At 67.9% G+C, this 13095-nt stretch carries 12 protein-coding genes; 5 read left to right on the forward strand and 7 right to left on the reverse strand.

The features are described 5' to 3' along the window. Positions 1-43: 43 nt before the first annotated feature. Entirely contained in the window at positions 44-241 is a 198-nt protein-coding gene (locus ACFVW6_RS08705) for a DUF397 domain-containing protein (RefSeq protein ID WP_308248653.1), read from the reverse strand. A 431-nt stretch (positions 242-672) separates the two neighbouring features. Between ACFVW6_RS08705 and ACFVW6_RS08710 the strand changes: the two genes are divergently transcribed. From ACFVW6_RS08710 to ACFVW6_RS08720, 3 genes are read left to right on the forward strand one after another with little or no spacing between them, the layout of a single operon-like run. Then, complete coding sequence (locus tag ACFVW6_RS08710; RefSeq protein WP_378824862.1) at positions 673-1161, forward strand: DUF309 domain-containing protein; 489 nt, start codon at positions 673-675, stop codon at positions 1159-1161. A 9-nt stretch (positions 1162-1170) separates the two neighbouring features. Then, positions 1171-2097, forward strand: a complete 927-nt coding sequence (gene gluQRS, locus ACFVW6_RS08715; RefSeq protein ID WP_378824860.1) for a tRNA glutamyl-Q(34) synthetase GluQRS — start codon at positions 1171-1173, stop codon at positions 2095-2097. 43 nt (positions 2098-2140) lie between these two features. Continuing rightward, positions 2141-2827 carry an RDD family protein gene (locus ACFVW6_RS08720; protein WP_355283994.1) on the forward strand — a complete coding sequence of 229 codons (687 nt, stop codon included), beginning with the start codon at positions 2141-2143 and terminating at the stop codon, positions 2825-2827. Between the two features lie 70 nt (positions 2828-2897). Here ACFVW6_RS08720 and ACFVW6_RS08725 read toward each other — a convergent pair whose 3' ends face one another. Beyond that, positions 2898-3461, reverse strand: a complete 564-nt coding sequence (locus ACFVW6_RS08725) for a DUF4190 domain-containing protein (protein WP_355283997.1) — start codon at positions 3459-3461, stop codon at positions 2898-2900. Positions 3462-3514: 53 nt separating this feature from the next. Here ACFVW6_RS08725 and ACFVW6_RS08730 point away from each other — a divergent pair, with 53 nt between their 5' ends. Next, a complete protein-coding gene (locus ACFVW6_RS08730; protein ID WP_378825690.1) occupies positions 3515-4297 on the forward strand; it encodes a queuosine precursor transporter in 783 nt (260 codons plus the stop codon). A 32-nt stretch (positions 4298-4329) separates the two neighbouring features. On the opposite strand, the gene tgt is transcribed toward ACFVW6_RS08730, so the two are convergent. From tgt to ACFVW6_RS08755, 5 genes are all read right to left on the reverse strand, one after another. Beyond that, positions 4330-5583, reverse strand: a complete 1254-nt coding sequence (gene tgt, locus ACFVW6_RS08735) for a tRNA guanosine(34) transglycosylase Tgt (protein ID WP_378824857.1) — start codon at positions 5581-5583, stop codon at positions 4330-4332. A 58-nt stretch (positions 5584-5641) separates the two neighbouring features. Beyond that, entirely contained in the window at positions 5642-7549 is a 1908-nt protein-coding gene (locus ACFVW6_RS08740; protein WP_378824855.1) for an ABC transporter ATP-binding protein, read from the reverse strand. After that, entirely contained in the window at positions 7546-9279 is a 1734-nt protein-coding gene (locus ACFVW6_RS08745; RefSeq protein WP_378824853.1) for an ABC transporter ATP-binding protein, read from the reverse strand. The genes ACFVW6_RS08740 and ACFVW6_RS08745 overlap by 4 nt, the downstream gene beginning before the upstream one ends. An 82-nt stretch (positions 9280-9361) precedes the next feature. Then, the gene (locus ACFVW6_RS08750; protein WP_355284008.1) at positions 9362-9838 is read right to left on the reverse strand and encodes an Rrf2 family transcriptional regulator; all 477 of its coding nucleotides are present in this window, start codon (positions 9836-9838) and stop codon (positions 9362-9364) included. Between the two features lie 47 nt (positions 9839-9885). Next, entirely contained in the window at positions 9886-10482 is a 597-nt protein-coding gene (locus ACFVW6_RS08755; RefSeq protein WP_378824850.1) for a TetR/AcrR family transcriptional regulator, read from the reverse strand. 200 nt (positions 10483-10682) lie between these two features. On the opposite strand from ACFVW6_RS08755, the gene ACFVW6_RS08760 reads away from it, so the two are divergent. Next, positions 10683-12977 (forward strand): MMPL family transporter, encoded by a 2295-nt coding sequence (locus ACFVW6_RS08760; RefSeq protein WP_378824847.1) that lies wholly within the window; start codon positions 10683-10685, stop codon positions 12975-12977. The last annotated feature ends 118 nt before the right edge of the window (positions 12978-13095 follow it).

Consider the following 13095-nt stretch of genomic DNA (forward strand, 5'->3'; position numbering starts at 1 on the left):
CGACCCGGGGCCCGTGCTGCCTTCTCGAGGCGCATGGCGCGGCTCAGCCGCGCGCGAACTCTCCCGCGGTGACGTCGGCTAAGAACGCGCGCCACTCTCCCGGTCCGAAGGCCAGCACGGGACCGCGACCGCGATCCTTGGTGTCGCGGACCGCGACATCGCCGCCGGCGAGAAAGGCCACTTCCACGCAGTTCCCATCGGGTCCGCTGTAGGTGCTCTTCCGCCACACAGCGTCCGTCACATCAACTTCCACGGCACTTACTCCTTTGCATGATCGAGAACGGGATTACTCCAGGAATCGTTGCAACATTCCGATATCCGGTGCGATCGACGAGTTACTTCGTGGCACACAGAGCACTGCCACAGGGTGCGCGCAACCGACCGGCACGAACCAGCGCATCGAGGCGTTTCCGCCTCCGGGGGCTGCCCCCGCGGAAGAAACACTAGCAGGTCTTCCGCAAGTTTGCGGATGAGAATTTGCTTTCTCATATGGGTTTGCCAAGCTTGCGAAGCTTCACGTTTGCGGGAGCATTGCCGGACCCCGGTACCCATTCCCGAACCGGCTGACACATCAACTTTTACATCCGTGTGATTAGTCCGTGATACGTCAATTTCTCGACTGTCTCAGCCGCCCCGCGAGCACCACCGACGGCGCCCGTGGATCATGGGGGAATGATCTCCCGTGACCGCGACGCCGCAGGTCGTGCCCGCAACGACCGCCCCAGGGACCGACTCGGCAGGCCGCTGCCACCCGGCAGTGCCGGAGTCGCCCGAATTCCGGACGACCTCGAGCTGGCACCCCAGCAAACTCTCGCCTTCGCTCAGCAACTGCTGGACGACGGTTTGGCATTCAATGCCCACGAGGTATTGGAGGCGGCGTGGAAGAACGGACCGGTAGCCGAGCGGATGCTCTGGCAGGGGCTGGCGCAATACGCCGTCGGCATCACCCACATCCAGCGTGGGAACGCCAAGGGCGCGGGTACTCTGCTGCGCCGCGCCGGCGAGCGGCTCGGGGCCTACCCGGCGAATGCGCAGCAGCACGATGTCGACCGGATCGGGCTGATCGCCCACGCGACCCTGCTGCTCGCCGCCCTGGACGCGGGCGGCCCCATCGCCGAGGAGCAGCTGCGACCGCGGCTGTGCCACCCGCCCGCCACCTAGGATGGTCCGGTGCCAACCAGCCCTTCCACCGGCGCGGGCCGGTACGCCCCAAGCCCCTCGGGTGAACTGCACCTGGGCAATCTGCGCACCGCGATCCTGGCCTGGCTGTTCGCCCGCACGACCGGACGCGACTTCCTGCTCCGGATCGACGATCTCGACCGGGTCCGCCCCGGCGCCGCCGAACGCCAGCTCGACGACCTCGCCGCCATCGGCATCGATTGGGACGGCCCCGTGGTGCGCCAATCCGAGCGGCTCGCGCGCTACGACCGCGCCATCGCCACGCTCGCCGCGGCCGGGCGCACCTATGAATGTTTCTGCACCCGCCGTGAGATCCAGCAGGCCGCGACCGCGCCGCACGGACCGATGGGCGCCTACCCGGGGACCTGCCGGCACCTGAGCGACGCCGAGCGCGCGGCCAAGCGCGCCGAAGGACGGCCTGCCGCACTGCGATTGCGCGCCGATGTCGACGACTACCCGATCACCGATCTACTGCACGGCGAATACCGTGGCGCCGTCGACGATCTGGTGCTGCGCCGCGGCGACGGTATCCCCGCCTACAACCTCACCGTCGTCGTCGACGACGCGGAGCAGGGCGTCGACCAGGTGGTCCGCGGCGACGACCTGCTGCCGTCCACCCCGCGCCAGGCCTACCTCGCGGAGCTGCTCGGGGTGGCCGCGCCGCAATACGCGCATGTCCCGCTGGTGCTCAACGCCGAGGGCAAGCGGCTGGCCAAACGTGACGGTGCCGTGAGTCTTTCGGATCAGCGCGCCCTGGGCAACACGCCCGAGGATGTGGTGGCGGCCATCGCCGATTCCCTCGGCTACGACGCGCGGACAACAACCGAGCTCCGTGAAGTTTTCGACCCGGCGCGGATACCGGCAAAACCGTGGATACTCGAGCCTATCGGGTTGTTCCGACCAGAGGGATGTCCGTAACGTACGCATCGACCGATCTCCTGATCACGACGAGGACGAATTTATGACCAGCGGTGGTTACGACCCCAACCAGTACCCGCAGGGCGGTCAGCCCGGCGGCTACGGCCAGGACCCCTACGGCCAGCAGCAGCCGGGTTACGGCCAGCAGCAGCCGGGATACGGGCAGCAGCAGCCGTACGGGCAGCCCCAGCCCGGCTACGGCCAGGACCCCTACGGCCAGCAGCAGCCGGCCTACGGCCAGGACCCGTACGGCCAGCAGGCCTACCCGGGCGGGCAGGGCGGATACGGCCAGCAGGGGTACGGCGGCGTGCAGCCTGCCGACCTGGGCGTCCGGATCGGCGCGCGCCTCATCGACAACCTGATCGTCAGCATCCCGCTCGCGATCGTGCTGGCGCTGGTGTTCAGCGGCAGCACCTACCAGTTCATCGGCGGCGCCATCATCTCGCTGGCGGTCTACGGCTACTTCATCGCCATGGAAGTCACCCAGGGCACCTCGCTCGGCAAGAAGATCCTGGGCCTGCGGGTCGTCGCCCCCGGTGGCGCGCCGAACCTGACCCCGGAGCAGTCGGCCAAGCGCAACCTGTTCCAGATCGTCGGCCTGATCCCGTGCGTCGGTGGCCTGATCAGCCTGGGCCTGGCGATCTACATCATGATCACCATCTCCCAGGACCCGAACAAGCAGGGCTGGCACGACAAGTTCGCCGGCGGCACGCAGGTCGTCAAGGGCTGATTTCCCGGCTGACCACAAACGTCAGGGGCGCTTCCGAATCCGGAAGCGCCCCTGTTCGTTTCGCCGGACGTCAGTACGACGAGGAGGAATCCAACCCGCCCGCTACTCCGAGCACGATGACGAACACCACGTACAGCAGGCCGAGCACGAGCGTGATCGCACCGATCCAGATGCCGGCCAGCGCCATGCCGCGGCCTTCACCGCCGCGCTCCTTGATCTGGTTGAGCGCCATCACCCCGAGCACGATGCCGACGATCGAGCCGATGCAGGTGCACAGGCCGACCAGCGAGGAGACCAGCGCGCCGATCGCCAGGCCGTTGGTGCCCTGCGGCTGCGGGAACCCGCCGTAGGGCTGGTACCCGCCCGCGGCGGGGTAGGCACCGTAGCCGGGCTGCTGCGGCGGCGGCTGCTGCGGGTACTGCGGCGCCGACGGCTGCTGATAGTTGGGGTACTGCGGCTGCGATGGCGGAGGGGCGGGCTGCTGCGGGTACTGCGGCGCCGACGGGTAGCTGGGGGGCTGCGACGGCTGCGCGGACGGGTACTGCGGCACCGAGCCCGGCGCGCCGGACTCCGGCGACACGCCGGAGCCGCCGTACTGCTTCCACCATTCGTCGGAATCGCCGGGATTCGTCATTGGTACAGCGTATTCCACAACCGACGCCCGTGAGGCACCGCGACCTTGGTTGGATAGGAGCCGTGACTGATGCAAACACTCTCGACCAACCTGCCGAATCTGGGCGCCCCGCGCCGGACCACGCGGCATTCGCCCAGGTTGCGCGGGGGTTCTACCCGGTAATCGTCGCCGTGTTCACGGCGACGCTGATCATCTCCAACATCTGTGCCACCAAGGGCGTCGAATTCTTCGCCGACAAATCGGTGATGCTCGGCCCGCTGCAGATCCTGCCGATCGCGACCGACGGCGCCTTCTTCCTATTCCCCCTCGCCTACATCCTCGGTGACGTGCTCAGCGAGGTGTACGGCTTCCGTGCCACCCGCCACGCCATCTACACCGGTTTCGGCGCGCTGCTGCTCACCGTCGCGTGCTTCGCGATCGCGATCCGGCTGCCCGCCGCCGGCTTCTACGAGAACCAGGAAGCGTTCCGCACGGTCCTCGGCACCACCCCGCAGCTCGTGCTCGCCGGCCTGGCCGGTTACTTCGTCGGTCAGCTGCTCAACTCGGCCACCCTGGTGATGATCAAGGAACGCACCAAGGAAAAGCACCTGTGGGCGCGGCTGCTCGGCTCCACGGTGATCGGTGAGTTCGCCGACACGCTGATCTTCTGCTCGATCGCCGCCACCGCTATCGGCATCGACAGCTGGCAGTCGTTCGTCAACTACGTGATCGTCGGCTTCCTGTGGAAGACGCTGGTCGAGATCCTCGTCATGCCGATCACCTACCGCGTGATCGCGATCCTCAAGAAGACCGAACCGACCTACGCTCCGGCGAAGGTCGACGCCCTGCACGACTAGGCGGCCGCGGCGGATCGGTCTCCGGTCCGCCGCTACGCCCCCGGCGCCTTGATCCGGCCCTGCCACTGGCCCAGGAATTCGGTCTTGAACTCGTCGAAGTAGCCGCCCTCGATGCTGGCGCGGATGCGGTCGACCAGCCGCACGGTGAACCGCTCGTTGTGGATCGTGCAGAGCGTCGCCGAGAGCATCTCCTTGGCCTTGAACAGGTGATGCAGGTAGGCGCGGGTGTAGTGGGCGCAGGTGTAGCAGTCGCAGTTCTCGTCGATCGGGGTGAAATCGCGGCGGAAGCGGCTGGTGTTGATGTTGAACCGGCCCTGGTCGACGTAGATCGCCGCGTTGCGCGCCACCCGCGACGGGTTCACGCAGTCGAAGGTGTCGGCGCCGTTCTCGATGGCGACGAACATGTCCTCGGGTTCGCTGATGCCGAGCATGTGCCGCGGCTTGTGCTCGGGCAGCTCGTCACAGCACCAGCCGACGATGGTGCCGAGATTGTGCTTCTCCAGCGCGCCGCCGATGCCGTAGCCGTCGAATTCCGTTCCGCCGGCCCCGCGGATCTCCTCGAGCTCGCGACAGGCCTTGCGGCGCAGGTCTTCGTACTGCGCGCCCTGGATCACCGCGAACAGCGCCTGATAGGGCCGGTGCCCGCGCTCGCCGGTGAGCTTCTCGTGCTCATCGATGCAGCGCTGGGCCCACTCGTGCGTGCGCTGGAGCGATTTCTCCTGGTAGCCACGGGTGTTCAGCAGGGTGGTCAGCTCGTCGAAGGCGAACATGATGTCGGCGCCGAGCTGGTGCTGGATGCCCATCGACACCTCGGGGGTGAACCGGTGCTTGGAGCCGTCGAGGTGCGAGCGGAAGGTGACGCCGTCGTCGTCGACGGTGGCCAGCCGCTCCTTGCCCTCGGCGATCACCTCGTCGGAACGGATGTCGACCGCTTCCATCGCGAGCACCTTCTTGAACCCGACGCCCAGCGACATCACCTGGAAACCGCCGCTGTCGGTGAAGGTGGGGCCCGGCCAGTTCATGAAGGTGCCGAGGCCGCCCGCCTCGTCGACGATGTCGGCGCCCGGCTGCAGGTACAGGTGGTAGGCGTTGGCGAGCAGTGCCTGCGCGCCGAGATCCTTCATCGCCTCCGGCAGCACCGCCTTCACCGACGCCTTGGTGCCCACCGGGATGAAGGCGGGCGTGGCGATCTCGCCGTGCGGGGTACCGATGACGCCGGTACGGCCGTGTCGCCCGCCGTCGAGACGGGTGCCTACGGTGAAGGAGAACTCGCTGGGATCGGCCACCAGCCCATCGTGCCAGCACGGCCCGGCGCGGCACCCGCCCGGGTGACGCGCCGGTCGCCTACAGTTCCGCCGCCGCGAACTGCGCGTTGTAGAGGCGGTAGTACGCGCCGCGCTCCTCGAGCAACCGCTCGTGCGAGCCGTGCTCGACGATGCGGCCCTTCTCCATCACCACGATCAGATCCGCGTCGCGGATGGTCGAGAGCCGGTGCGCGATGACGAAGCTGGTGCGGTCGCGGCGCAGGGCCGCGGTCGCGTGCTGGACCAGCAGTTCGGTGCGGGTGTCGACCGAGCTGGTCGCCTCGTCGAGGATCAGGATCGACGGCTTGGCCAGGAACGCGCGCGCGATGGTGATCAGCTGCTTCTCGCCGGCGCTGACACCGCCGCCCTCCTCGTCGATCACCGTGTCGTAGCCGTGCGGCAACGCGTGCACGAACCGGTCGACGTAGGCGGCGCGGGCCGCGGCCAGGATGTCGTGCTCGGAGGCGTTCGGGTCGCCGTAGGCGATGTTCTCCCGGATCGTGCCCTTGAACAGCCAGGTGTCCTGCAGCACCATGCCGATCCGCGAGCGCAGATGGTCGCGGGTGATGGTGGTGATGTCGACGTCGTCGATCGCGATGGTGCCCGCGTCGAGCTCGTAGAAGCGCATGAGCAGGTTGACCAGGGTGGTCTTGCCCGCGCCGGTCGGGCCGACGATCGCGACGACGTGCCCCGGGTCGGCGACCAGCGACAACCGCTCGATGACCGGCACCTCGGGGTCGTAACCGAAGGAGACCGCCTCGAACTCGACCCGCCCGCGGTCGACCGGGCGCTGGTTCTCCGTCTCCGGGTCCGGGCTCTGCTCCTCGGCGTCGAGGATCTCGAAGATCCGCTCGGCCGAGGCGACGCCGGACTGGAGCAGGTTGGCCATCGCGCCGATCTGTGTGAGCGGCTGGCTGAACTGGCGCGAGTACTGGATGAACGCCTGCACGTCACCCAGCGACAGGTTGCCGGTGGCCACCCGCAGCCCGCCGACCAGCGCGATGAACACGAAGTTCACGTTCCCCAGGAACATGATGGCGGGCATGATCAGGCCGGAGATGAACTGCGCCTTGAAGCTCGCGTCGTAGAGCTTCTGATTGCGCTCGTCGAACTCCTTGCCGACCTCGCGGCTGCGGCCGAACGCGGTGATGATCTCGTGGCCGGTGTAGGCCTCCTCGACCGAGGCGTTCACCGAACCGGTGTACTTCCACTGGTCGACGAAGTGCGGCTTGGACCGCTTGGCGATCTGCGCGGTGACGATGATCGCCGCGGGCACGGTGAGCAGCGCGATCAGCGCCAGCAGCGGCGAGATCCAGAACATCATGATCAGGATGCCGACCACGGTGAACAGCGAGACCAGCAGCTGGCTCATCGTCTGCTGCAGGCTCTGCGAGACATTGTCGACGTCGTTGGTGACGCGGCTGAGCACGTCACCGCGCGGCGCGGAGTCGAAGTAGCGCAGCGGCAGCCGGTGCAGCTTGTCCTCGACGTCGTCGCGCAGGCGCTTGACGGTCCGGTTGATGACGATGTTGAGCAGGTAGCCCTGCAACCAGCCGAACACCGAGGCCGCCACGTACAGGGTGAGCACGATCAGCAGCACGCGCGCGACGGCGTCGAAGTCGATGCCGGTGCCCGGGATGACGTTCATCGCCGAGAGCATGTCGGCGCGGGTGTTCTCGCCGCGGTCGCGCAGCATCTGGATGGTCTGCTCTTTGCTGAACCGCGGGTCGAGCTGCTTGCCGACGAAACCGTCGAAGACCAGGTTGGTGGCCTTGCCGAGCAGGTAGGGGCCCAGCGTGTTGAGCACCACCGAGGTGATCACCAGCGCGACGATCACGCCGACGGCGAAGCGTTCCGGCGCGAGCCTGCGCAGCAGCCGCTTGAGCGACGGTCCGAACGACTTGGCCTTCGTACCCGGCGCGCCGGGTACCGGAGCACCGGGCCTCATCGAGCCTCCTCCACACTCAGCTGGGACTCGACGATCTCGCGGTACTCGGGACATCGCTGCATCAGCTGCTCGTGCGTACCGATGCCCGCCATCGCGCCGTCCTCCAGGACGACGATCTGGTCGGCGTCGCGAATGGTCGCGATCCGCTGGGCGACGATGAGCACCGACGCGTCGGCGGTCTCGGGCTTGAGCGCGGCGCGCAGCCGGGCGTCGGTGGCGACGTCGAGCGCCGAGAACGAGTCGTCGAACAGGTAGACGCTCGGCCTGCGCACCAGCGCGCGGGCGATGCACAGGCGCTGCCGCTGCCCGCCCGACACCGTGGTGCCGCCCTGGGCGACGGGAGTATCGAGCCCCTGCGGCATCTCGCGCACGAAGTCGGCCGCCTGGGCCACCTCGAGCGCGTGCCACAGTTCCTCGTCGGTGGCCTCGGGCTTGCCGTAGCGCAGGTTGCTCGCGACGGTGCCGGAGAACAGGTACGCCTTCTGCGGCACCAGGCCGATGCCGCCGCGCAGGAGTTCGAGATCGAGGTGACGCACGTCGGTGCCGCCGACGTAGACCGCGCCGTCGGTGACGTCGATCAGTCGCGGGATCAGGTTGATCAGGGTGGTCTTGCCCGAGCCGGTGGCGCCGACGATCGCGGTCGTCGTGCCGGGGGCGACCTGGAACCGGATGCCGCGCAGCACCGGCTTCTCCGCGCCGGGGAAGGCGAACTCGGCGAACTGCAGGTCGACCGCGGCCGGGTCGGCGGCGAAGGGCTGCGGCAGCCGCGGCGGCCGGACCGAGGACTCGGTCTCGAGCACCCCGCCGATCCGGTCGGCCGAGACGGCGGCGCGCGGCGCCATCATCGCCAGGAACGAGGCCATCATGACGGCCATCAGGATCTGCATGATGTAGGACAGCATCGCGGTGAGCGAGCCGATCTGCATCGTCCCGTTGTCGACGTGGTGACCGCCGAACCAGATCACCGCGACGGCGGTGACGTTGCTGATCAGCATGACCGTCGGGAACATCAGCGCCATCAGCTTGCCGACCCGCAGCGAGGCGTCGGTGAGCGCGGTGTTGGCCATCCCGAAGCGCCAGATCTCCTGCCGCTCGCGCACGAACGCCCGCACCACCCTGATGCCGGTGATCTGCTCGCGCAGCACCCGGTTCACCTCATCGATGCGCGCCTGCATCTGCCGGAAGCCGGGCACCATGCGGGCCACGATCGTGCCCATGGCCAGCGCGAGCGCGGGGACCGCGATCAGCAACAGCCAGGACAGGCCGAGATCCTCGCGCAGCGCCATGATGATGCCGCCGACGCACATGATCGGCGCCATCACCAGAATCGTCACCGACATGACGATGAGCAGCTGCACCTGCTGGATGTCGTTGGTCGAGCGGGTGATCAGCGACGGCGCGCCGAACATGCCGACCTCCCTGGCCGAGAAGGTCTCGACCCGGTGCAGCACGCCGCCGCGCATGTCCCGGCCGGCCCCCATGGCCGCCTGGGCACCGAGGTACACCGACGCCGACGAGGCCACGATCTGCACGCAGCTGACCGCGAGCATGAACAGGCCGGTGGACCAGATGTAGCCGATATCGCCCTTGGTCACGCCGTTGTCGATGAGGTCGGCGTTGAGGCTGGGCAGGTAGAGCATCGCGATGACCGAGATCAGCTGGAGCACGAGGACACCGGCCAGCTGAGCGCGGTACGGGGCCAGGTAGGTCCGCAGCAGGGTGATCAACATGGTGGTCGCAGGCTACCGCGTGCGGGTGACCGTCGCCGCCGACTTTTACCCGCCCTGTGGACAAGTCCAGCCTGTGGATGAACTACGCGCCGGCGGGGGTCCGCGGCTCGCGACGCGCCCAGGCGCCGGGGTCGGCGATCAGTTCACCGATGAAACCTGGCAGTCGGTCGGTGGCGATATCGGCGATGGAGACGTTCTCCAGCACGGCCCTGATGTTGACCCGCAGCGCGATCCACACCTGCTGCAGCGGTTCGGCGGCGCCCGGGTAGCGCACGTCCTCCGGGCGCTGTCCGCGGACCGAGGCCAGCGGCGATTCCACCGCGCGGATCACATCGGCCACCGAGATCTCCGGCGCCGGCCTGCCGAGCCGATAGCCGCCGTCGGGGCCGCGCCTGCTCAGCACGAGGTCGGCGCGGCGCAGCTCGGCCAGCACGGTCTCGAGCACCTTCGGTGGGATCTGCGCGGCGGCGGCGATCGCCTCGGCCTTGACGACGCCGTCGGTCGCGGCGAGTTCCAGCAGCGTTCGCACCGCGTAATCGACCCTGGCGGTGATATGCACGTCTCGAACTTACGCGGTCGGCCCGGCGGGAGCGGCGGGCCGCCCGCTCAGGCCGACCGCCCGCAGGCGGTCAGCACGCAGGTCGCCGCGTCGAGCAGGGTCTTCTCGACCATCTCGTCGGTCGCGCCGGGCGCCAGTTCCGACGACAGCAGCGCGACCCCGAGCACCTCGATGGCGGCGGCCGCGCGCAGCATCGCCTCCTGGTCCGGGTCGGGACCGGCCAGCCAGGTGCGCAGTTCCCTGGTCGGCTCCATCAGATCGGGATAGCGATCGGCGATGGCGTTGACGATCGCCGCCGTATCGCGCACACACAGCGCGCCTGCGGCGCGGTGCCGGATCATCCCGCGCAGATAGGTGCGCAGCACCGCGCGGATGCCCTCGTCGTCGTAGGGCACGGCGTCGATGTCGGTGACGATGTCGCGCATGTGGTCGATGATCGGATCGATGATCGCCAGGAGCAGATCCAGCTTCGACGCGTAGTGGTAGTACAGCGACGCCTTTGTGATCCCCACCATATCGGCGACCTCGCGCAGGCTCGTCTGCTCGAATCCCTTGGCGGCGAACAGCTGCACCGCGGCGTCGCGAATAGCCTGCTTGGTGCCTCCACCTGCGGAAACGGCGTCGACGGTGTCTCGGGGAGCCATGTATTCAATCCTCCCATCACTGCGCGTGACTCACTGGGCGCCCCCGAAATTGAGGTTGCCTCTCCACTTACTGAATCGGTAGTCTACCTACCGCACGGTAGGCAGAAAACGACGATGTGGAGGCGGGTCGTCAGGGGAGACCCGCATGTGCTGTCTACGAGCCTGATCCCACCCGAGTTCTTCGCGCTAGGAGCACCCTCGTGTCCGTATACCTGTACAGATGGGGAAAGTTCGCTTTCCGCCGTAAATGGATCGTGCTACCGGTCTGGTTGTTGCTGTTCCTGCTGCTCGGTGGCGTCGGCGCCGCCTTGAGCAAGCCGATGACCAACGACTTCAGCATGCCCTCGCTGCCCTCGGCTCGTGCGAACGAGATCCTCGACAAGCACTTCCCCGGCATGTCCGAGCAGTTCAAGTTCGACGCCGTGTCCGGCACCTACGTGATCGGCGCCCCGGAGGGCCAGAAGCTCACCGACCCGGCCAACCGCGCCGCCGTCGACGCGCTCATCACCAAGCTCGGTGAGCTGCCGATCGTCGATCACGCGAAGCCGCTGATGAGCCCCATCGAGATGACCGACAAGATGGGCTGCCTCGCCACCCCGGACCCGTCGCAGTGCTCGGGCGCGCCGCTCAACGTGCTCAGCTCGACGGCGCCGGAGAGCGTCGCGGTGCTGACCGTGCCGTTCAACATCAAGGGCGTCACCGACGTCACCGACGTCGAACGCGACGCCGCCTACGAGGTCGCGGCCGAAGCCCGCAACGCCGGCCTGACGGTCGAGCTCAGCGGTTCCATCGCGATGGAGCAGGAGCAGCCGAGCGGCAAGTCCGAGCTGATCGGCATGGGTGTCGCGCTGGTCGTGATGGTGGTCGCCTTCGGCGCCATCGTCGCCGCCGTCGTCCCGATCGTCACCGCCATCGTCGGCCTCGGCGCGGCCACCTCGCTGATCATGCTCGGTACCTCGGTGATCGAGGTCCCCAGCTTCACCACCTTCCTCGCCTCGATGATCGGTATCGCGCTGTCGATCGACTACGCGCTGTTCATCGTCTCCCGCTACAAGCACGAACTGGCCGTGCGTGACTCGGCCGAGGAAGCCGCCGGTACCGCGCTCGGCACCGCCGGTTCGGCCGTCGTGTTCGCCGGTCTGACCGTCATCATCGCGCTCGGCGCGCTGAGCATCGTCGGCGTGCAGTTCCTGACCTTCATGGGTCTGGGTGGCGCCATCGCCGCCGGCTTCGCCGTGCTCACCGCGATCACCCTGATGCCCGCGCTGATGGGCGCCTTCGGCAAGACCCTGTTCAAACCGAAGCTGCCGCTGGTCGCCCAGAACGATCCCGAGGACGAGAACTCGGTCACCAACGGCCAGCGCTTCGCCCGCCTGATCGGCAAGGCCCCGTGGGTCGCGCTGATCCTGTCGGTGGTCGTGCTCGGCGCGCTCGCCGCGCCCGCCGCGGGCCTGAACCTGGGTCTGCCCGGCGAGGACTCGGCCCCGAAGACCTCCACCGTCCGCAAGGCCTACGAACTGCGCACGGAGGGCTTCGGCGAGGGCAGCAACGGCGTGCTGATGGTCGTCACCGACCTGAGCGCGGTGCCGGAGAACCAGCGTGAGGCCGCGGTCGGCGCGCTGCGCGACAAGCTCGCCTCCTACGACGGCATGGACTACGTGACCGAGCCGCAGTGGAGCGAGAACAAGCAGGGCGCCATGCTCAACGGCGTGCCGAAGTCCGGCCCGAACAACCAGGCCACCAAGGATCTGGTCGCCGAGGCGCGCGGCGCCGAAGCCGACCTGAAGGCGCAGTTCGGCATGGAGTACGGCATCACCGGCACCACCGCCATCTACGCCGATGTCGACCACGTGCTGCTCAGCAAGATCGTGCCGTACCTGGCGATCGTCGCCGGTGCCGCGTTCGTCCTGCTGATCCTGGTGTTCCGCTCGATCCTGGTCCCGCTCACCGCGGCCCTCGGCTTCCTGCTCTCGATGGCGGCCACCTTCGGCGCCACCGTGCTGATCTTCCAGCAGGGCAAGCTCGGCCTGATCGAGGACCCGCAGCCGCTGGTCAGCTTCCTGCCGATCATGCTGATCGGCCTGGTGTTCGGTCTGGCGATGGACTACCAGGTGTTCCTGGTGACCCGCATGCGCGAGGAATTCGTGCACGGCAAGTCGCCCAAGGACGCGATGGTCTCCGGCTACCACCACGGCGCCCGGGTCGTGACCTCGGCGGCGATCATCATGATCTCGGTGTTCGGCTCGTTCATCCTGGAAACCGACGTCACCGCGAAGTCGTTCGGCTTCGCGCTGGCCGCCGGTGTCGCGATCGACGCCTTCATCGTCCGCATGGTCGTGGTGCCCGCGCTGCTGGTCATCATGGGCAAGTGGTCGTGGTGGATCCCGAAGTGGCTCGACCGCATCCTGCCCGACATCGACGTCGAGGGTTCGAAGCTCGAACAGCTCCGCAACCAGGGCGCCGAGACGGTGAAGCACCCGCTTCCGGTCTCCTGACCCGCTCGAATCGGACGACCCCGCGATCCATCCCGGATCGCGGGGTCGTCCTGCTTTTTCGCCCGTCGCGCCTGGCACGTTGCTTGATATCGCGGTGGCCTGGCACCAGACTCGGACT

Source organism: Nocardia sp. NPDC058244 (assembly GCF_042882065.1).
Classification (GTDB): Bacteria; Actinomycetota; Actinomycetes; order Mycobacteriales; family Mycobacteriaceae; genus Nocardia.

What these genes read in the sequence shown, in the direction of transcription:
- ACFVW6_RS08710 (WP_378824862.1), top strand. Translation starts at nt 673, where the DNA reads ATGATCTCCCGTGACCGCGACGCCGCAGGTCGTGCCCGCAACGACCGC.
- ACFVW6_RS08720 (WP_355283994.1), top strand. Translation starts at nt 2,141, where the DNA reads ATGACCAGCGGTGGTTACGACCCCAACCAGTACCCGCAGGGCGGTCAG.
- ACFVW6_RS08725 (WP_355283997.1), bottom strand. Translation starts at nt 3,461, where the DNA reads ATGACGAATCCCGGCGATTCCGACGAATGGTGGAAGCAGTACGGCGGC.
- ACFVW6_RS08740 (WP_378824855.1), bottom strand. Translation starts at nt 7,549, where the DNA reads ATGAGGCCCGGTGCTCCGGTACCCGGCGCGCCGGGTACGAAGGCCAAG.
- ACFVW6_RS08745 (WP_378824853.1), bottom strand. Translation starts at nt 9,279, where the DNA reads ATGTTGATCACCCTGCTGCGGACCTACCTGGCCCCGTACCGCGCTCAG.
- ACFVW6_RS08755 (WP_378824850.1), bottom strand. Translation starts at nt 10,482, where the DNA reads ATGGCTCCCCGAGACACCGTCGACGCCGTTTCCGCAGGTGGAGGCACC.